Below are 19,870 nucleotides of genomic sequence, written 5' to 3' on the forward strand. Positions count from 1 at the left end.
GCTGGCGCCACGCAGAAGTGGCGCGGGAGGATGGTGTTATGCCTTGGGGGCGGGCAGTTCCGCCTGCAGGCGCTCGTACTTGGCCATCAGCTGTTCCGGGCTTTCGCGCCAGGCGGGATTGAAGGGGATGCAGCTGACGGGACACACTTGCTGGCATTGCGGCTCGTCAAAGTGGCCCACGCATTCGGTACACTTGTTGGGATCGATTTCGTAGATTTCCGCACCCATGTAGATCGCGTCATTCGGGCACTCGGGCTCGCAAATGTCGCAATTGATGCATTCGTCAGTGATCAGTAGTGCCATGGCTTAATTCAACTCTAGCTTATTCGGGTAAGGCAGCATTGGCGGCAATCTTGTTTTGCAGCCAGCGGTTCACCGAGGGGAAGACAAACTTGGAGACGTCGCCGCCCAGTGCCGCGATTTCGCGCACGATGGTGCCCGAAATGAACTGGTACTGGTCGGACGGCGTCAGGAACATGGTTTCGACATCGGGCAGCAGGTAGCGGTTCATGCCCGCCATCTGGAATTCGTATTCGAAGTCGGAGACGGCGCGCAAGCCGCGCACGATGACCCTCGCCTCGTGCTTGCGCACGAAATCCTTGAGCAAGCCGGAAAAGCTTTCCACCTGCACATTCGGATAGTGGCCGAGCACTTCGTTGGCGATTTCCAGGCGTTCGTCGAGCGAGAAAAACGGTTGCTTGTTCTTGCTGTCGGCCACACCGACGATCAGCTTGTCAAACAGACCCGATGCGCGGCGCACCAAATCTTCATGACCACGCGTGAGCGGATCGAATGTTCCTGGATAAACGGCTACAACCATTGCGGCTCCCTAACGATGCACCAATATAGACGCGCATTATGCCTGAAATTGGGGCATCGCCTTGGGCTGGGGGCAGCTTCTGCTCAATTTATAGGCAGATTCAGGCCGTTGCCGGCACTTTGTTGTAAGTTAGCAAATGATAGAAGACGGTGCCCGCTTTATCGGCGCGGATGACTTCCCACGGCGCCATCCATTCCGGCTTCTCCAGTTCGCTTTGCTCGTCGAAGACCAGCGGCAAGCCCGATTCCGCGTAGACCATGCCGCCTTCCTTGAGCAGGTTGGCGCACAGGGGCAGCACCTTGGCGAGGAAATCCTGCTGGTACGGCGGGTCGAGGAAGATCAGGTCGTAGCGCTGGCCGCGCGACGCCAGGCCTTGCGCCGTCAGCAGGGCATCGCCGCGCAGCAGTTGCACGTTGTCGGCGCGTAATTTGGCCTTGTTTTCTTCCAGCTGGCGTATCACGGGCGTATGCGTGTCGACCATGGTGACGGCGGCGGCACCGCGGCTGGCCGCTTCGAAGCCGAGCGCGCCGCTGCCGGCGAACAGGTCCAGCACCTGGGCGTTGGACCAGTCGCCGTCGCGCAAGTGATTGATCCAGTTAAACACGGTTTCGCGCACGCGGTCCGGCGTGGGGCGCAAGCCCAGTGCCTGCAAGACAGGCAGCACGGAGCGTTTCCATTGGCCGCCGATGATGCGCACCTGGTTCGGTGGCGGCGCGTGGTGGACGGGCACTTTGGCGGGTTTTTTGATTTTCTTTTGCATGGGCATTTAAAACGCCTAACAAAACCTACTGCGCGTCGCGATGTGCGGCCTGCGATGCGCACTGTGCATTCGCACAGCTGCGCTTTTTAGCCACCACTCACTGCCGCCCGCTACGGTTTTGTTAGGCGTTTGATTTCTTCGATTCGATGGCGGCCACTATAGCATATGGCCCCCTCGCCCCGCGCCAGGGCCCCCTGCTGGCGCTGGTGCGCGCACGGCCCTATTTGGGCTGGCTGGCCAAGGCGGTGAAATCGTCGATCCAGCCCTGCATGCGCTTGATGGCATGGGCTTTTTGCGCGGGCGTGGCGATCTTGATCACCGTCAAGACCAACTGCGCCGTGCCGTCCTGGTAGGCATCGAAGAAGGCCTTGCGCTCGGAATGCTCGAGGCGCTCGAAACTGTCCTTGATCAGGGTGTTGATCAGGGTCACGGTGGCTTCCTTGCCAAGCTTTTCCTGATGCACTTTCTTGACCAGGTTCAAGACATTCTGCTGGCGCCGCATGCGTTCGTCGAGCCAGATCTCGCTGTCCAGCGGACGCGCGTCGGACGCCTTGCGAATGATGGCTTCCTGCTCGCTGCTGAAGCTGCCGAACCACAGCTCGAATTGCTCCATGGATTTCTTGTAGCGCAGTTTCTGGCGCTTGTCCTTGTCGCCGCTCAGGTATTTCTTGCGATAGTCATCATTGTTCGCCTTGAACTTCTTTTCCATCTGCGCAATTTGCTCGGGCTTCAGCGAACGGGCCAGTTCGGCCAAGTCGGGCGCGGCCTTTTGCAGCAGCGCCTGGGTGCGGTGCTTGATCTCGCTGTAGTCGGCCATCAGGTCCGCCTGCGTGACATTGCCTTGCAGCTGCTTCTGGCCCGTGCGCAGGATGTCCACGTAATCCTTCAATTGCGTCTTGCGGTGCCAGTCGAACAGTTTGTCGATATCGTCGCGCACCCAGCCCTTCTGGTCGCGGTCCAGGTCGACATAGGCGTTCAGCCACCAGTACAGCACGGTATCGCCGTTGTTGTAAGCGAGGCGCAAGCCGCTGCAGCCGGCCATGACGACCAGTACGATGGCCAGCACGGCATAAGTAAAGCGGCTGAAGCGCGTGGAATACGGGGCCTGCGTGTTAAACTTTTTCATATTCTTAACTTAAAAAACTTACGGTCTATGAACGTTGTCATTCTCGCTGCCGGTATGGGCAAACGCATGCAGTCGGCACTGCCCAAAGTCTTGCACCCGCTGGCTGGCAAGCCGCTGCTGTCGCATGTGATCGATACGGCCCGCAGCCTGGCGCCGTCCCGATTATGCGTGATTTACGGGCATGGGGGCGCAGCGGTGCTGAAGTTGCTGGACGGCTACAAGACGCAGCATGACCTGGTGGTCGACGCCGCCGAGCAAACGCAGCAGCTGGGTACGGGCCATGCCGTGCAGCAAGCCGTGTCCTTGCTGGACGACAAGGTCCCCACCCTGATCCTGTACGGTGACGTGCCATTGACCAGTGCCGATTCCCTGCAGCAGCTGGTGCAGGCAGCCGGCAGCGACAAGCTGGCCATTCTCACCGTCGCGCAGGACGATCCCTTCGGCCTGGGCCGCATCGTGCGCGAAAACGGCGCCATCGTGCGCATCGTCGAGGAAAAGGATGCCACGCCAGAAGAGCGCGCCATCCGCGAAATCAACAGCGGCATCATGGTCGCGCCCACCGTGGCCCTGAAGAAATGGCTGTCGGCCCTGTCGAATGATAATGCCCAAGGGGAATACTATCTGACCGATATCGTCGCCCAGGCCGTTGCCGACGGCGTGGCCGTCACCTCGGCCCACCCGGCCGCCGTGTGGGAAGTGGCTGGCGTCAACAGCAAGGTGCAACTGGCCCAGCTCGAACGCATACACCAGAACAATATCGCGCAAGCCTTGCTCGAGCGGGGCGTGACCCTGCTCGACCCGGCCCGCATCGACGTGCGCGGCGAACTGATTTGCGGCCGCGACGTTACCATCGACGTCGGCTGCATATTCGAAGGCAAGGTGGAACTGGGCGACGGCGTGCGCGTGGGCGCCAACAATGTCATCATCAACGCCAGGGTGGCGGCCGGCGCGCACATCAAGCCGTTCTGCCATATCGAGGACGCCGTTGTCGGCGCCGCCTCCATCATCGGCCCGTATGCGCGCCTGCGTCCCGGCACCGTGCTGGCCGAAGACGTGCATGTGGGTAACTTCGTGGAAGTGAAAAACAGCCAGATCGCCGCGCACAGCAAGGCCAATCACCTCGCTTACATCGGCGACGCCACCATCGGTTCCAAGGTCAACATCGGCGCCGGCACCATCACCTGCAATTACGATGGCATCAACAAGTTCCGCACCGTCATCGAAGACGATGCATTTATTGGCAGCGACAGCCAGCTGATCGCGCCCGTCACCGTCGGCAAGGGTGCCACGCTGGGCGCCGGCACGACCCTGTCGAAGGATGCGCCGGCCGGCAAGCTGACCGTATCGCGCGCCCGGCAAGTGACGATCGACGGCTGGACGCGTCCGGTGAAAATTCCCAAGTAAGCGGGTATACCCTCCAGTGCGCATGACGCCGCCAACCTGACCGGGTTGGCGGCGTTTTTTTTATGTTCATCGAGCACGTTTCATGCCTGTGGGTAAGCCTGTGGAAAGTTGGCGCACAAGATGGGATAACTGGGCTATTCAGCGCTGCCGTGTCCCCATGCTGTTCTTTTCAGTGTGGATAAACATGTGAACAAGCAGGCGGACAAGTGATGGATAAGCCCGGTATAAGCCTTGTATAAGCACTGTAAAAAGCGTGGAAAAGACGGGATAAGTTTTCCGCCGGTTAAGCCTCAGGCGCATGATGGCTGTGACGGGCCAGCGTAAAAATAGGCCGCTTAAAATGTCGTGACGGAATGTGGATAAACCTGTGCGCAAGGATTGAATAAGCATGGAATAACTTTCAAGCCCTTGTTTTTGATGACTATTTTGTCTAAATACTCAAGTTGTTCCTGTGGGTAAAACTGTGCACAAGCATGTGGCTAACTGGTGGGCAAGCTGCGGATAAGTCGGGATAACTGCTGCAGCCAGTGTTATCCACGCATTCTTGAAGCCATCCGTTCGTGGCTTGCCATCGTCACGCCTGGCAGGAAGGCGCCGGCGGCATGTGGATAAGCATGTGCATAAGCGGGAGAGCAAGTCGGGATAACTTGCCAGCCATCTTCGCCTACACGGCGATGCGCGTCTCGAACTTGCTGCGCAAGGTGGAAAAATAGGTTTTTACGTTGCGCACATTGGCGTGCGCGGCAAACAGGCGGTGCGCCAGCGCATGGTAGGCGGGCATGTCGGCCACTTGCACGATCAGCACGAAATCGGGCCCGGGCGAGACGCGGTAGCATTGCAGCACGGCGCTCTCCTGCGCCACCAGCTGTTCAAATTCGCCCATGCGTTCGAAGGCCTGCACGTCGAGCGTGATTTCCACGACGGCCGTCAGGCGCGCGCCCACCAGTTCCGGCGCGACGATGGCGACCTGGCGCTCGATCACGCCGCTGTCCGTCAGCTGCTTGACCCTGCGCAAGCAAGTGGGCGCCGACACATGCACCAGGCGTGCCAGCTCACTGTTGGTTTGCGATGCGTCAACTTGCAGGGCGTTCAGGATGCGACGATCAATATCGTCGAGGGTAATATTGCTATCGCTCATGGCTTTGATGAAATGGAAAAGAAATTGATTTTAAATGAAATAATATTTCATCGTGAAATAGGCGTGAAATATTCAATCAAAAATACCATGATTTAGAAAGCTTATTTCATCTGCTCTGCATTAGCATGCGTGCATTGATTAAATTTTAGACAGAGGTTTCCATGTGCGGCATCGTCGGCGCGGTAGCGCAACGTAATATCACTCCCATCCTGCTCGAAGGCTTGAAGCGCCTGGAATACCGCGGCTACGATTCCTGCGGCATCGCCCTGCACGCGGACGGCCGCCTGCAGCGTTCGCGTTCCACCTCGCGCGTGGCCGAACTGGAAAAGCAGATCGGCGAAGAAGGCTTGGGCGGTTTCACGGGCATCGCCCACACGCGCTGGGCCACGCATGGCGCCCCTGTCTCGTTCAATGCGCACCCGCATTTCTCGCCGACGGAAGAGAACGCCCGCGTGGCGCTGGTGCATAACGGCATCATTGAAAACCACGACGAACTGCGCGCCGAACTGACGGCCCTGGGTTATGTGTTCCAGAGCCAGACGGATACGGAAGTGATCGCCCACCTGGTCGAGCACATGTATAACGGCGACCTGTTCGAGACCGTGCAGCAAGCCGTGAAACGCCTCGATGGCGCGTATGCGATCGCCGTCTTCTGCCGCGACGAACCGCACCGCGTGGTCGCCGCGCGCCAGGGCTCGCCCCTGATCGTCGGCCTGGGCAACGGTGAAAACTTTGTCGCTTCCGACGCCATGGCGCTGGCCGGCACGACCGACCAGATCATCTACCTGGAAGAAGGCGACGTGGTCGACCTGCAACTGTCGCGCTGCTGGATCGTTGACGTCGATGGCAAGCCTGTCGAGCGCGAAGTGAAAACCGTGCACGCACACACGGGCGCAGCCGAGCTGGGCCCATACCGCCACTACATGCAGAAGGAAATCTTCGAGCAGCCGCGCGCCATCGGCGACACGCTCGAAGGCGTGACGGGCATCATGCCGGAACTGTTCGGCGACGACGCGTACAAAATCTTCAAGCAGATCGACCGCGTGCTGATCCTTGCCTGCGGCACCAGCTCGTATGCGGGCATGACGGCCAAGTACTGGATCGAAGCCATCGCCAAGGTGCCCGTCAGCGTGGAAGTGGCCAGCGAGTACCGCTACCGCGACAGCGTGCCGAATCCGAACACCCTGGTGGTGACGATTTCGCAAAGCGGCGAGACGGCCGACACCCTGGCCGCCCTGAAACATGCGCGCAGCCTGGGCATGCACCACACCCTGACCATCTGCAACGTGGCCACCAGCGCCATGGTGCGCGAATGCGCGCTGGCCTACATCACGCGCGCCGGCGTGGAAGTGGGCGTGGCCTCGACCAAGGCGTTCACGACGCAGCTGGCCGGCCTGTTCCTGCTGACCCTGTGCCTGGCGCAAGTCAACGGTCGCCTCAGCGACGAACAGGAAGCGGCGCACCTGAAAGCCATGCGCCACCTGCCCGTCGCCATCGGGTCCGTGCTGGCGCTGGAGCCGCAGATCATCGCCTGGTCCGAGGAATTCGCGCGCAAGGAAAACGCCCTCTTCCTGGGTCGCGGCATGCACTACCCGATCGCCCTGGAAGGCGCGTTAAAGCTCAAGGAAATCTCGTACATCCACGCCGAAGCGTATCCGGCCGGCGAACTGAAACACGGCCCGCTGGCCCTGGTGACGAATGAAATGCCGGTCGTCACCATCGCGCCGAACGATGCGCTGATCGAAAAGCTGAAGTCGAACATGCAGGAAGTCCGCGCCCGCGGCGGCCAGCTGTACGTCTTTGCCGACGTCGACTCGCACATCAGCTCCGGCGAAGGCTTGCACGTCATCCGCCTGCCCGAGCACTACGGCGATCTGTCGCCGATCCTGCACGTGGTGGCGCTGCAATTGCTGGCATATCACACGGCGCTGGCGCGCGGCACGGACGTGGACAAGCCACGCAATCTGGCGAAGTCGGTCACGGTGGAGTAAACGGGCCGGATTGCGCCTGTCGCTGGCGGCGCCATGTCGCCGGCGAGGCGCGCGTCGCACCGGCAGGTCCACCGGCGCGCCATCCTGGTTTTTCCGTTTCCGGAGGCGAATGCTAGGATAGGCGTGCCGTCCTGCCGTCACGTGGCGTCGTATTCATGCGTCAGGCATCGACCAGTGGCCTGCGCATGCGCTGTGATGTTCAAGGGGCGGGGGCGATGCGGGAACGGTACTGCTCTATCCACTTCACGGATTGGGCGATGCCTCCAAATGGAAAGAAATGCAGGCTGACCTGTCCATGCGCTGTTGTCAGGCCGGCGGCCAGGCGCTCGACAAAAAGATCCGGCCCCGCCGTGCCGAACAGCTTGCCGATGGAAACGCCATACTTCGACCACATCGAGGCGCAGGCGCTCACGCCGCACAAGGCGGCATAGCGCGCCAGCACCGCGATGCTGGCGGGCCCCGGCACGCCGACGCGCACGGGATGCGCAATGCCACGCGCGCGCAGCGCTCGCAGCCACGTCAGCACGGTGTCGGCATCAAAGGCAAACTGCGTGACGATCAAGGGCCTCATGCCGCGCCTCTCGATGCTGTGGCACTTTCGTTCGAGCACCTCCCACTGAGCGGCCGTGTTCATGACCGGATGACCTTCCGGGTGTCCACCCACGCCGATCACCTTGATGCCCGCGCGCTCGAAAACGCCGGTGTCGATCAGCGCGGCACTGTCGGAAAACGGTCCCATCGGGTTCGACGGGTCTCCAGCGATCACGAAGCAGCGCTCGACGCCCGCTTCCGCGACCGCGCGCTGGACGAAGGAATCAAACGCGGCGAGCGAGGCGATACGACGTGCGGAAAAGTGCGGCATGGGCTCGAAGCCGAGGGTGCGCACGATGCGGGCCGCGGCCAGTCGCGCGGCGTCATCCTCGCGTGGCAGGTAGGGAATGGCAATGGTCGACGCGGGCACTATCCGGGACGCCGCCGCGCTCAACGCCGGCATGTCCTTCGCACTGACTTCCAGGGAATAGGCGTGCGCGATGTTGCTGGCCGGCCTGGGCATATCGGGATCAATCACGGGTTTTACCTTAGCTTCCCTGCGCAATGGCGTTGGCCGGCTGGCGCGCCAGCGCGATGAAGGCCCGCACGTAGTCGATGGCGGTGTCCGTCTCGCGTGCCCCCAGGAAGATCTGCTTGGCGACGCCGCGCGCGCCCAGCCGCACAGGCACCACGTCCATCTTGACTGCGTATTCCTCGACCAGCCAGCGCGGCAGGGCGGCCACGCCGCGGCCGCTGGCCACCATCTGCAGCATGATGTCGGTGGTTTCGATGGCTTTGTGGCGCTTGGGCGTGACACCGGCCGGCAACAGGAACTGGTTATAGATGTCCAGGCGCTCGATGTCCACGGGGTAGCTGATGAGCACTTCCTGGGTCAGTTGCTGGGGCTGCACATAGGCCGCGGTCGCCAGGGCATGGCCCTTGGCCACGACGAGCACCTGCTCGTAGTCGAACACGGGCTCGAATGTCAGCCCCGGCTTGTACAGCGGGTCGGGCGTGACCAGCAGGTCGATCTCGTAGCCGAAGAGCGCGCCGATCCCGCCGAACTGGAACTTCTGCTTGACGTCCACATCCACGTCGGGCCATGCGGCCAGGTAGGGCGACACCACCTTGAGCAGCCACTGGTAGCAAGGGTGGCATTCCATGCCGATGCGCAGCGCGCCGCGCTCGCCCTGCGCGAACTGGCCCAGGCGCTCTTCGGCCAGGTCCAGTTGCGGCAGCACCCGGTTCGCCACCGCCAGCAGGTACTGGCCGGCCTGCGTCAGGCGCAGGCTGCGCCCTTCGCGCAGCCAGACGTCGGTGCCCAGCTGCTGTTCCAGCTTCTTCATGCTGTGGCTCAGGGCCGACTGGGTCAGGTTCAGCACACCCGCGGCGGCCGTCAAGGACCCTTGTTTCTCGACCTGCTGGACGATGCTGAGGTGGATGCGTTCAAGCATTGAGATGAGCCATGTTCATGGATGTATGAAATAAGACCATTATACTTCATGGATGCCCACCGCTATCATCGATCCCCTTGCTGCCGGCATTTTTCGGCCCTCGCGCATCACTCCATATGAAAGCAAACATGACACGTCCCCTGCGTTTAGTCGCGGTTTCCGGCGGGCTGCAACGCCCTTCCAAGGCTGCAGCCCTGGCAGAGCACCTGATGGACCTGATCGCCGACGAAGTCCTGTGCGAACAACGCCTGGTCGAACTGGGTCAGCTCGCGCCGCAGCTGGCCGGCGCGGTGTGGCGCTCCCAGCTGCCCGATACGGTGGAGCGGGAACTTGCGGCGGTCGAGCAAGCGGACATCCTGGTGGTGGCAACACCGGTCTACCGCGGCGCGTACACGGGACTGTTCAAGCACTTCTTCGACTTCATTGATCAGGATGCCTTGATCGACAAGCCGGTCTTGCTGGCGGCCACCGGCGGCAGCGAGCGCCATGCGCTGATGATCGATCACCAGTTGCGGCCGCTGTTCAGCTTCTTCCAGGCACGCACCTTGCCGCTGGGCGTGTACGCGACCGACAAGGATTTCCTCGACTATCGCCTGCAGGACGAGGCCCTGATCCAGCGGGCCACGCTGGCGGTCCAGCGGGCATTGCCATTGATCGAGTTGACGCGCCATGCAAGAGCTGCCGCCGCCAAGGAAGCGGTCGCGGCCTGATACGCCTCACCACGCACACCAAGCAATCAACATATTCATCATTTCGCAGACATCAGGACAGCAGATCACCATGAGCAAAGATTTTTCATTCAGCATCAAGAGCATTGTTTTCGATGAAAACTATCACCCATCGGACAGCACGCGCCTGACGACCAACTTTGCCAATCTGGCCAGGGGAAAGAGTCGCCAGGAGAACCTGCGCAATACCCTGAGGATGATAGACAATCGCTTCAACAGCCTGGCGCATTGGGACAATCCGACAGGCGACCGCTACGCTGTCGAGCTTGAAATCATTTCCGTCGAGCTCAATATCGAGGCCGCAGGCGGCAATATCCCGCTGATCGAGATATTGAAGCCGAATATCATCGACACAAAAACCAATGAACGCGTCGATGGCATCGCGGGCAATAACTTCTCCTCGTACGTGCGCGATTACGACTTCAGCGTGCTGCTGCCAGCGCATAACAATAACAAGTCCACCTTTGACGCGCCCGACAATTTCGGCGATTTTCATGGAAAGCTGTTCAAGCACTTTGTAAAGTCACCCGCTTACAAGGAGCGTTTCAACAAGCCGCCCGTCATCTGCATCAGCGCCTCGAGCAGCAAGACCTATCATCGGACTGAAAACCAGCACCCGGTACTGGGCGTCGAGTATCGACAAAATGAGTTTTCCCCGACCGATCAATATTTCGAAAAAATGGGGCTGCAAGTCCGCTATTTCATGCCGCCAAACAGTTTCGCACCGTTGGCTTTCTACTTTGTCGGCGACTTGCTCGGTGACTACACCAATCTTGAGCTGATCGGCACCATCAGCACGATGGAAACCTTTCAAAAGATTTACCGGCCCGAGATTTACAACGCCAATTCCGTGGCGGGGAAATGCTATCAGCCTAGCCTGAAGAACCAGGATTATTCATTGACGCAAATTGTCTATGACCGCGAAGAGCGCAGCCAGCTGGCTGTCAAGCAGGGCAAATATACAGAAGAGCACTTCATCAAGCCATACAAGCATATTCTTGAGCAATGGGCCGCGAATTACGCTGTCTGATTCACCAACACACGACATTATTTATCATGAAAAAATTATTGCCTACTTCGACTGCCGGCAGCTTGCCGAAACCTTCCTGGCTTGCCCAGCCTGAAAAACTGTGGTCGCCCTGGAAATTACAGGACGAGGAATTGATTGAAGGCAAACAGGATGCCTTGCGTTTGTCGCTGCAGGAACAGCAGCACGCAGGCATCGATATCGTCAGTGATGGCGAGCAGACCCGCCAGCATTTTGTCACCACGTTCATCGAGCATCTCGACGGCGTCGATTTTGACAAACGCGAGACGGTCAGAATTCGCGACCGCTATGATGCGAGTGTGCCGACCGTCGTTGGCGCGGTGAGCCGCCCGAAGCCGGTTTTTGTGGAAGACGCCAGGTTTTTACGCCAGCAAACCACGCAACCGATCAAATGGGCCCTGCCAGGTCCGATGACGATGATCGATACGCTGTATGACAGCCACTACAAGAGCCGCGAAAAACTGGCCTGGGAATTCGCCAAGATCCTGAATCAGGAAGCCAGGGAACTGGAGGCTGCCGGCGTCGACATCATCCAGTTTGACGAACCCGCATTCAATGTTTTCTTTGACGAGGTCAATGATTGGGGCATTGCCACCTTGGAAAGGGCGATTGAAGGGCTCAAATGCGAAACGGCCGTGCATATTTGCTATGGTTACGGCATCAAGGCCAATACGGACTGGAAAAATACGCTGGGCTCCGAATGGCGCCAATATGAGGAATCGTTCCCCAAGCTGCAGCAATCCAATATCGATATCATCTCGCTGGAATGCCACAACTCGCGTGTTCCAATCGACCTGATTGAACTCATCCGCGGCAAGAAGGTGATGGTCGGGGCCATTGACGTGGCCTCCAATACCATTGAAACGCCGGAGGAAGTCGCCAATACCCTGCGCAAGGCGCTGCGGTTTGTCGATGCCGACAAGCTCTACCCGAGCACCAACTGCGGCATGGCGCCCCTGGCGCGTCGAGTGGCAAGAGGCAAACTGCACGCGCTCAGTGCCGGCGCAGAAATCATCCGCCGAGAACTTTCGGCCTAGCAGGCGGGTGAAATACCGGATGGATAGACAGATATCGTCGATTTGTCGCATCGAACGCCGACCTTTGCGGGTCGGCGTTTCTGTTTCTGCACGCATGCCGCCTTGGCTGCTGTACGCTGAGCACTGCGGCTGACGGGCCGCCCCCGATGCCGGCGCTGATCACCTTCAACCCAGGAGTATTGCCATGCTGGACCATATCTTTCTTTCCGTGAGCGACTTGTCCCGTTCGATTGCTTTCTATACAGCCACATTTCAGCCGCTGGGCATTACCGTCCGGCACGACTATGACGGCAAGGATGGCCCGCCCGGCCACCCGGATCTGAAGGGCTTCGGCGCCAAGGGGCGCATCTTTTTCTGGCTGCGCGAGGGTATCGTGGAGGGGCGGGCCGTGCATGTGGGCCTGGTGGCGGGCAGCATGGCCGACGTCGATGCCGCGTATGCCGCTGCCATGGCGGCCGGCGCCACGGACAATGGCGCGCCGGGCGCGCGCCTGCATTACGATCCGCGCTATTACGCGGCCAATGTGCTCGATCCCGATGGTTACAGTCTCGAGTTCGTCTACAAAAGCTGGCAGCATCCCTGAGTGCCGTGCGGGGGCCGCCCGGCTCTCCCGCATTGCCGCACGAAAAGTTCCGCCATCCATCGCAGGAGTGCGCTAGTCTGTCGCTGTTTGCCGTACAGTTCAGCAACTCCCGTAACACCCATCGCCCCGGCGCCGGCCGCTGCAGCCGCTGTGCCCGCTGGCGTGATGCCGTCTCGCTTCCACCGTATTGACCTGGCCGATAGGACCGCATGATTTCTTTCCGTACCCCATATTTTTCTTCCGCGCGCCAGCCCTGGCGCGGCTGGCTGCTGCCGCTGCTGTTGACCCTGCTGCTGGCGTGCTCGCTATCGGCGCCGCCGGCCTGGTCCCAGCCCGTCGATGATGCCGCCACGGCCGATCAGCGCCTCGATGGCTTGCGCAAGCAGATCACGGGCATCCAGAAGGCGCTCGATGGCGAGGCCGACCTCGATGACGCGACCCTGTCGCAGATGCGGGCCGATGCGCTGGCGGCCAGCGCCGAGGCGGACAAGGTGGCCGAATCGCTCGCGCCCACCTTGTCGAGCGTGCAGGCGCGGCTGGCCGAGCTGGGCAAACCGGTGGCGGGCAGCAAGGAAGCGCCGGACGTGGCGGCGCAGCGCAGCCAGCTGGACCGTACCAGCAGCGCGCTCGATGCGCAGGTGAAGCTGGCGCGCCTGTTGGCGGTGGAAGCGACGCAGGCCTCCGAGCAAGTGTCGACCGCGCGCCGCGCGCAATTGCAGGCGCGCCTGGGCGAGCGCACGGCGTCGATCCTGGCCGGTTCATTCTGGAAACAGCTGCATGGCGAATTGCCGCAGAATCTGCAGCGCCTGCGGGCGCTGGAGCTGGAATTGGCGAACGCGGCGCGCGCCACGCCGTGGTCGGCCTGGGGCGGCTTGCTGGCCGCCATCGTGGCCGTGATCGGCGCCAGCATCTGGGCTTCGCGCTACTTGCTGGTGGTCACGGCCACGCGCGTGCCGCACGGCCGTTTGCGCCGTTCGCTGCATGCGCTGGCCGTGCTCGTGCTGGCGCTGGCCACGCCGGGGCTGGTGGCGGAATTGCTGGCCATGGGCTTGCGCTGGGATGGCAGCCTGTCCGAGAAAACCTCGACTTTCCTCAGCAGCTTGATCGGCATCATCTGTTTTGCCGGTTTTACGGCCGGACTCGGCCACGCGCTGCTGTCGCCGCGACGCGTTTCGTGGCGGCTGCTGCCCCTGCCCGATGCGCTGGCGCACCGCATGCGCAACTTCCCCTCCATGTTTTCCTTCATCGTCGTGCTCGTATGGGCGACGGAGCGCGTCACCATCGTCATCAATGCGGGCCTGTCGACGGCCGTGGCCGTCAATTGCATCGTCGCCCTGGTGATGAGCACGACCATCGCGTACGGCTTGATGCGCGCCGAGCGCTGCTGGCGCCAATTGCGCGAAGCCGATCCCGCCCATCTCGTCACGCCGCTATGGCTGCGCTTCGTCACGGTGCTGCTGTGGCTGGCGCTGGCGTCCAGCGTCATCAGCTTGCTGATCGGTTATGTGGCGTTCGGCAGCTTTGTCGCCAAGCAGATCGCCTGGGTCATCGTGGTGGTGTGCAGCACCTATCTGCTGACGGTGCTGGTCGACGATATCTGCATGCTGCTGGCCTCCACGCCGCCGCCGGCGGACGCCGTCAATCCCGTGCTGGCCACGCCCAAGGCGCGCGACCAGGCGGCCGTGCTGCTGTCGGGCATAGGCCGCGCCATCGTCGTGCTGCTGGCGCTGATGCTGCTGCTGGCGCCGTTCGGCGAAGGGCCGGGAGAACTGTTCCAGCGCGTCGGCAAGCTGCAGGATGGCCTGGCCATCGGCGAGGTGGCGATCCGCCCTGCCGCCATGATCCAGGCGCTGCTGGTGCTGGTGGTGGGTTTCATCGCGCTGGGCCTGTTCAAGCGCTGGTTGCAGAACAGCTACTTGCCGACCACCAATCTCGATTCCGGCATGCAAGTGTCGTTCATCACCCTGTTCGGCTATATCGGCGGCGTGCTGGCCGTGGCGCTGGCCCTGTCGGCGGCCGGCATCGGCCTGGAACGCATCGCGTGGGTGGCGTCGGCCTTGTCGGTGGGTATCGGTTTTGGTCTGCAGGCGGTGGTGCAGAACTTCGTGTCCGGCCTGATCCTGCTGGCCGAGCGCCCCGTGAAGGTGGGCGACTGGGTCTCCCTGGGCGGCGTGGAAGGCGATATCCGCCGCATCAATGTGCGCGCCACGGAAATCCAGCTGGGCGACCGCTCGACGGTGATCGTGCCGAACTCGGAATTCATCACCAAGACGGTGCGCAACGTGACCCTGGCCAATCCGCTGGGCCTGGTGCAACTGAAATTGCCGCTGCCCCTGTCCACGGATGCGGACGAGGCGCGCGCGCTGATCCTGGCCGCCTTTGTCGACAATCACGAGGTGCTGGACACGCCGGCGCCCAGCGTGCAGCTCGACGGCATCGACAATGGCTACCTGATGTTCAACGCCACCGGCTATGTGGCTTCGCCGCGCCTCGCGTATGGCGTGCGCAGCAATCTGCTGTTCGACCTGCTCAAGCGCCTGCACGCGGCGAACATGCCGATTTCCAAGCCCAGCACGATGGTGCTGAGCAGCGTTCCAGCCCAGCCCGAGGCGCCGCCTATCTCGGCGGTGGCGGCGGCCCCGGCGGCCGCACCGGCACCGGTGCCGCCCCTGACGACTTAACGCACGGTCGACCACAGCAGGGCCGCCAGGTACAGGCCGATGCCGAACACCGTGTGGGCCATCAGGCTGCGCAGCCGGGCGGCATTCGGATGCGGCGTCTTGCTGGCGGCCAGGCCGGCGCCCATGCCCGGCTGCAAGATGCAAAACGGCGCGGCCACGCTGATGAGGCCCGCCAGCAGGGCCGGCGCGAACGTCGGCTGCGCCGCCCACTCCCGTCCCACCAGCGCCAGCAGCACGGCCGCGAACAGCACGCCGATCGCATAGTGAAACGTCCAGCCCAGGATGGCCTCGTCGCGCACGGGCGCCGCCTGGGCGATATTGACGTGGGTCAAGGTGCCGCGCGGCAGATGGCCGAGCCAGCGTCCCACCATCGCAAAGTTCAGCGAGGGAATGCACCAGAAGCGTTTCAGGGCCACGGCCCACACATCCATCACCGCCGTCGCGCCCACGCCGATCGCCAGCGCATCTTGCCATTGTATTTGCATCGACTCTACCTTATAACATTCAATTGATTGCTTGAATGTTATAAGGGTGCTAGCATCGTGTCAATGAAAAATGCAGATATCGATGGCCTCACCGGCCCCGCCAGCTTTGCCCATATTTTAGGCAGTGCACCGCGCTTGCGCCTGCTCGAGCAAGTCGCGCATGGCGAATATGCGGTGGAACAATTGGTGGAATTGACGGGCCTGTCCGTGGCGAACGCGTCGCAGCATTTGCAGCAGCTGCGGCGCGCCGGTTTCGTGCAGGCGCGCCGCGACGGCAAGCGCGTGCTGTACCGGCTTGGCAGCGGGCCCATCGTCCAGCTGCTCGATGCCTTGCACCTGTATGCGCAGCACCAGCGCAGCGAACTGCAGGCGCTGGGCCGGGGCGACCATGTGGAAGCGATCACGGGCGACGAATTGCTGGCGCGCATGCACGAGGCCAGCATCACCGTGCTCGACGTGCGTCCGGCGCGGGAATTCGCGGCCGGCCACTTGCCCGGTGCGATCAATATTCCCTTTGACGACTTGCAGCGCCGCTTGGCCGAATTGCCAGCGAACCAGGACATCGCCGCGTACTGCCGCGGCCCGTATTGCGTGCTGTCCGTGCAGGCCGTGGCGGCCCTGCGCCAGCATGGCTTGCACGTGCGCCGCCTCGACAGCGGCTACGACGACTGGCACGCGGCCGGCTTGCCGGTGGCCGGGGCGGCGTGATGGCGATCCCCAACAGTAAGCGGGAACTGGTCGAGGCCATCACCACCAGCTACGCCAGGCTGGCGCAGGAGCTGGCGCGCGTGCCGCCGGCGCTGGCGCGCGTACCCGTGCTGGAGGGGCAGGTGCAGGGCACGCGCATGAGCGTGTGCGATTTGCTCGCCTATCTGGTGGGCTGGAACGAGCTGGTCCTGCATTGGCATGCCCAGCTGCGCGATGGCAAACGCATGGACGAGATCGCCTTTCCCGCCGAAGGTTTCACGTGGAACGCTCTGGGAAAACTGGCGCAGCGCTTCTATGCCGACTATGCTGAACTCGGCATGGAAGATTTGCAGCAGCGCCTGGCGCAGGCGAAAGACCGGCTGCTGGCGCTGATCGAGCAGCATGACGATGCACAATTGTATGGCCAGCCCTGGTACACGCATTACACGATGGGACGCATGATCCAGTTCAATACGGCGTCGCCGTATGCGAATGCGCGCACGCGCTTGCGGGCCTGGTTGAAGACCTTGTAGCAAGCGGGCCGGCCGGCTTGCACGATTGCATCAGTACGCTCAGGAAAATTTCCGGCAGGATAGTGGTTTCAAGCGCAACCGACTCAAGGAGCACCATGCTGACCATCGCCCTCGCCCAGATGAATCCCACCGTGGGCGATTTCGACGCCAATGTCGCCGCCATCATCGCGCGCATGGGACGCGCCAGCGGCGATGGCGCCGACCTGCTCGTGTGTCCCGAACTGTCGCTGTGCGCGTATTATCCGGGCGACCTGCTCGAGGATGCCGCCTTCCTGCAGCACATGCGGCAAGCGCTCGACACGGTGCTGCAGGCGTCGACGCGCTGGCCGGCGCTGGTCACCGTCATCGGCGCGGCGCGCCCCAATCCCCGCGTCGGCAAGCCGCTGTACAACGCCTTGCTGGCCGTGCGCGACGGGCGCATCGTGGCCGAATACTACAAGCAGCTGCTGCCCACGTATGGCATCTTCGACGAGGGCCGGCATTTCGAGCCGGGCCCGCCCGGCGCCTGCACCCTCGATATCGCTGGCTGCAAGGTCGGCTTCATGATCTGCGAGGATGGCTGGAATGACGATGGCCGCGCCTACGCCGTCAACCCGTTCGACGCCCTGCATGCGGCGCATCCCGACCTGGTCGTCAGCATCAACGCCAGCCCGTCCGACATCGGCAAGCGCGCGCAGCGCCACGCCGTGTTTGGCGCCGCCTGCGCCCGCGTGCACCTGCCCTTGCTGTTCGTCAACCAGGTGGGCGGCCAGGACCAGCTGGTGTTCGACGGCGCCTCGTTCGCCGTCTCTCCGCGCGATGGCGTGCAGTACGAGGCGGCCCGCTTCGTCGAGGATTTCCAGCTGCTGCGCTTTGCCGGCGGCCGTTTTACGCGCACCGATGGCGCGGCGTTTCCCGTGCCGGACCCGGAGGGCATCCCCGCCGTGGAGTTTGCGCGGCGCCAGATCGTGCTCGGCTTGCGCGACTACGCGCGCCGCTGCCGTTTCACGCAAGTCGTCGTCGGCTGCTCGGGCGGCATCGATTCGGCGCTGACCCTGGCCCTGGCCGTCGAGGCGCTGGGCGCCGACAACGTGGTGGCCATCACCATGCCGTCCGTCTTTTCCAGCGCCGGCTCCGTCACCGATTCCGTCGCCCTGTGCGCCAACCTCGGCATCGCCCTCTACACGCACCCGATCCGCGACATCGTGGCCCACTATGAAACGGGCTATGCGGCGGCCTTCGATGGCAAGCTGCAGGGGCTGCCGCTGGAAAACCTGCAGGCCAGAGTGCGCGGCACGATCCTGATGGAATACTCGAATGCGTTTGGCGCCCTGCTGCTCACGACCGGCAACAAGAGCGAGATCTCGGTGGGCTACTGCACCCTGTACGGCGACACGAATGGCGGCCTGGGGCTGATCGGCGACTTGTACAAGACGGAAGTGTTCGCCCTGTCGCGCCACCTCAACGCCAGCGCCGGGCGCGAACTGATCCCTGTCGCCGTGCTCGACAAGCCGCCGTCGGCGGAACTGGCGCCGGGCCAGCGCGACACCGACAGCCTGCCGCCGTATCCCGTGCTCGATGAAATCCTCAAATGGCATATCGAGGGCAAGCGCCTGCCGGCGGCCGAGAGCGCGCAAGCGCTGTGCTTTGTCGACCAGCTGCGCGAGACGGACGACGGGCGGGCCCTCGTGACGCGCATCCTCGGCCTGGTCGCCCGCAACGAATACAAGCGGCGCCAGGCGGCGCCCATCATCCGCGTGCGTTCGCGCGCCTTTGGCAGCGGCCGTCAATTGCCGATCGCCGCCCACTATCCCACCGGAGACGACGCATGACTCTCGCCTATTCCGCCGACGCGGCCATCCTGATCGGCCGCTTCCAGCCCTTTCACAATGGCCATGCGGGCTTGCTGCAGACGGCGCTGGCCACCGCCGCCAGCGTGGTGGTGGTGCTCGGTTCCGCCTTCCATGCGCGCAGCCCGAAGAACCCGTTTACGTGGCAGGAACGGGCCGCCATGATCGCCGCCACCCTGCCCGAGGCGCAGCGCGCGCGCGTGCATTACGTGGCCGTGCGCGATTACTACGACGATGGCCTGTGGGCCGATGCCGTGCGGCGCGCCGTGGCGGGCGCCGTGCCCAGGGCGCAGCGCGTGACCCTGGTGGCCTGCTTCAAGGACGCCACCAGCTACTACCTGCACCACTTCCCCCACTGGCAGCTGCTGAACCTGGAGATCGACGCCGGCGCGCCCATCGGCGCCACGGCGATCCGCAACGTGCTGTTCGAGGCCGAGGACGTGGACGTGTCGCTGAGCGCCGTGGCGCAGCTGCTGCCGGCGGCCGTTAGCCACTACCTGAAGGCGTGGACCCTGTTGCCGTGGTACGCGCCGCTGGTGCAGGAATACCGCGCCATCGAGGCGTACAAGGCGCGCTGGCGCGTGGCGCCGTATCCGCCCATCTTCACCACCGTCGACGCGCTGGTGCAGACGGGCGGCCACGTGCTGCTGGTGCGCCGCGGCGGTTATCCGGGCAAGGGCTTGTGGGCGCTGCCGGGCGGCTTCCTGGAGCCGCGCGAACGCCTGCTGCAGGGCGCGCTGCGCGAACTGGCGGAAGAAACCCAGCTGGGCGTGCTGGCGCCCACCCTGGTCGAGGCGCTCGTCGGTGTGGCCGTGTTCGACCACCCGGACCGCAGCCAGCGCGGGCGCACCATCACGCATGCGCACTACTTCGACCTGAAGACGCGCCAGCTGCCGGCCGTGACGGCGGCCGACGATGCGGCGCTGGCGCAGTGGGTGCCGGTGGCCGCGCTGCCCGCCATGGAAGAGGAATTCTTCGAGGACCACTTCCACATCCTCAACCACTTCCTGAAGCTGACGCACGAGGGGCGCTGAG

19 protein-coding genes are annotated in these 19,870 nt (G+C 62.8%); 11 read left to right on the forward strand and 8 right to left on the reverse strand.

What is annotated here, in order from left to right:
• Nucleotides 1-36 precede the first annotated feature (36 nt).
• The 4 genes from O0880_RS18620 to O0880_RS18635 all read right to left on the reverse strand — a co-directional run bounded on the left by O0880_RS18620 (nt 37) and on the right by O0880_RS18635 (nt 2,706).
• Complete coding sequence (locus tag O0880_RS18620) at nt 37-303, reverse strand: YfhL family 4Fe-4S dicluster ferredoxin (RefSeq protein WP_071325931.1); 267 nt, start codon at nt 301-303, stop codon at nt 37-39.
• Between the two features lie 19 nt (nt 304-322).
• Nucleotides 323-820, reverse strand: a complete 498-nt coding sequence (coaD, locus tag O0880_RS18625) for a pantetheine-phosphate adenylyltransferase (RefSeq protein ID WP_071325932.1) — start codon at nt 818-820, stop codon at nt 323-325.
• 100 nt (nt 821-920) lie between these two features.
• Entirely contained in the window at nt 921-1,580 is a 660-nt protein-coding gene (gene rsmD, locus O0880_RS18630; protein WP_198043842.1) for a 16S rRNA (guanine(966)-N(2))-methyltransferase RsmD, read from the reverse strand.
• A gap of 220 nt (nt 1,581-1,800) precedes the next feature.
• Entirely contained in the window at nt 1,801-2,706 is a 906-nt protein-coding gene (locus O0880_RS18635; RefSeq protein ID WP_289887998.1) for a DUF6279 family lipoprotein, read from the reverse strand.
• 27 nt (nt 2,707-2,733) lie between these two features.
• Between O0880_RS18635 and glmU the strand changes: the two genes are divergently transcribed.
• On the forward strand, nt 2,734-4,110 hold the full coding sequence (gene glmU / locus O0880_RS18640; RefSeq protein WP_289887999.1) for a bifunctional UDP-N-acetylglucosamine diphosphorylase/glucosamine-1-phosphate N-acetyltransferase GlmU: 1,377 nt from the start codon (nt 2,734-2,736) through the stop codon (nt 4,108-4,110).
• A gap of 664 nt (nt 4,111-4,774) precedes the next feature.
• Here glmU and O0880_RS18645 read toward each other — a convergent pair.
• Nucleotides 4,775-5,248, reverse strand: a complete 474-nt coding sequence (locus tag O0880_RS18645; RefSeq protein WP_071325935.1) for an Lrp/AsnC family transcriptional regulator — start codon at nt 5,246-5,248, stop codon at nt 4,775-4,777.
• A gap of 161 nt (nt 5,249-5,409) precedes the next feature.
• Here O0880_RS18645 and glmS point away from each other — a divergent pair, with 161 nt between their 5' ends.
• Nucleotides 5,410-7,239, forward strand: a complete 1,830-nt coding sequence (glmS, locus tag O0880_RS18650) for a glutamine--fructose-6-phosphate transaminase (isomerizing) (RefSeq protein ID WP_289888001.1) — start codon at nt 5,410-5,412, stop codon at nt 7,237-7,239.
• 199 nt (nt 7,240-7,438) lie between these two features.
• Here the strand turns inward: glmS and O0880_RS18655 are convergent, their stop codons facing one another.
• Nucleotides 7,439-8,308, reverse strand: coding sequence for a methylenetetrahydrofolate reductase (locus O0880_RS18655; protein WP_289888003.1), 870 nt, complete (start codon nt 8,306-8,308; stop codon nt 7,439-7,441).
• Nucleotides 8,309-8,318: 10 nt separating this feature from the next.
• Nucleotides 8,319-9,224 (reverse strand): LysR family transcriptional regulator, encoded by a 906-nt coding sequence (locus O0880_RS18660; RefSeq protein ID WP_071325938.1) that lies wholly within the window; start codon nt 9,222-9,224, stop codon nt 8,319-8,321.
• Nucleotides 9,225-9,352: 128 nt separating this feature from the next.
• Between O0880_RS18660 and msuE the strand changes: the two genes are divergently transcribed.
• The 5 genes from msuE (at nt 9,353) to O0880_RS18685 (ending at nt 15,301) form a co-directional block, all read left to right on the forward strand.
• Nucleotides 9,353-9,934: an FMN reductase gene (msuE, locus tag O0880_RS18665; protein WP_289888005.1), complete on the forward strand. Its 582-nt coding sequence runs from the start codon at nt 9,353-9,355 to the stop codon at nt 9,932-9,934.
• A 70-nt stretch (nt 9,935-10,004) separates the two neighbouring features.
• Nucleotides 10,005-10,982: a DUF1852 domain-containing protein gene (locus O0880_RS18670; RefSeq protein ID WP_289888006.1), complete on the forward strand. Its 978-nt coding sequence runs from the start codon at nt 10,005-10,007 to the stop codon at nt 10,980-10,982.
• A 26-nt stretch (nt 10,983-11,008) separates the two neighbouring features.
• Entirely contained in the window at nt 11,009-12,037 is a 1,029-nt protein-coding gene (locus O0880_RS18675) for a methionine synthase (protein WP_289888007.1), read from the forward strand.
• Between the two features lie 184 nt (nt 12,038-12,221).
• Nucleotides 12,222-12,620: a VOC family protein gene (locus tag O0880_RS18680; RefSeq protein ID WP_071325942.1), complete on the forward strand. Its 399-nt coding sequence runs from the start codon at nt 12,222-12,224 to the stop codon at nt 12,618-12,620.
• Nucleotides 12,621-12,829: 209 nt separating this feature from the next.
• Nucleotides 12,830-15,301 carry a DUF3772 domain-containing protein gene (locus O0880_RS18685; protein ID WP_289888011.1) on the forward strand — a complete coding sequence of 824 codons (2,472 nt, stop codon included), beginning with the start codon at nt 12,830-12,832 and terminating at the stop codon, nt 15,299-15,301.
• On the opposite strand, the gene O0880_RS18690 is transcribed toward O0880_RS18685, so the two are convergent.
• Nucleotides 15,298-15,786 (reverse strand): DUF2938 domain-containing protein, encoded by a 489-nt coding sequence (locus O0880_RS18690; protein ID WP_289888012.1) that lies wholly within the window; start codon nt 15,784-15,786, stop codon nt 15,298-15,300. The genes O0880_RS18685 and O0880_RS18690 overlap by 4 nt on opposite strands.
• A 63-nt stretch (nt 15,787-15,849) precedes the next feature.
• Between O0880_RS18690 and O0880_RS18695 the strand changes: the two genes are divergently transcribed.
• The 4 genes from O0880_RS18695 to O0880_RS18710 all read left to right on the forward strand — a co-directional run bounded on the left by O0880_RS18695 (nt 15,850) and on the right by O0880_RS18710 (nt 19,869).
• On the forward strand, nt 15,850-16,494 hold the full coding sequence (locus O0880_RS18695; RefSeq protein ID WP_071325944.1) for a metalloregulator ArsR/SmtB family transcription factor: 645 nt from the start codon (nt 15,850-15,852) through the stop codon (nt 16,492-16,494).
• Nucleotides 16,494-17,006 (forward strand): ClbS/DfsB family four-helix bundle protein, encoded by a 513-nt coding sequence (locus tag O0880_RS18700; protein WP_071325945.1) that lies wholly within the window; start codon nt 16,494-16,496, stop codon nt 17,004-17,006. The genes O0880_RS18695 and O0880_RS18700 overlap by 1 nt, the downstream gene beginning before the upstream one ends.
• A 95-nt stretch (nt 17,007-17,101) precedes the next feature.
• Nucleotides 17,102-18,817, forward strand: a complete 1,716-nt coding sequence (locus O0880_RS18705) for an NAD+ synthase (RefSeq protein ID WP_289888020.1) — start codon at nt 17,102-17,104, stop codon at nt 18,815-18,817.
• Nucleotides 18,814-19,869, forward strand: coding sequence for a bifunctional nicotinamide-nucleotide adenylyltransferase/Nudix hydroxylase (locus O0880_RS18710; RefSeq protein WP_289888022.1), 1,056 nt, complete (start codon nt 18,814-18,816; stop codon nt 19,867-19,869). The genes O0880_RS18705 and O0880_RS18710 overlap by 4 nt, the downstream gene beginning before the upstream one ends.
• The last annotated feature ends 1 nt before the right edge of the window (nt 19,870 follow it).

This window comes from Janthinobacterium sp. SUN118, assembly GCF_030397695.1.
Lineage (GTDB): Bacteria > Pseudomonadota > Gammaproteobacteria > Burkholderiales > Burkholderiaceae_D > Janthinobacterium.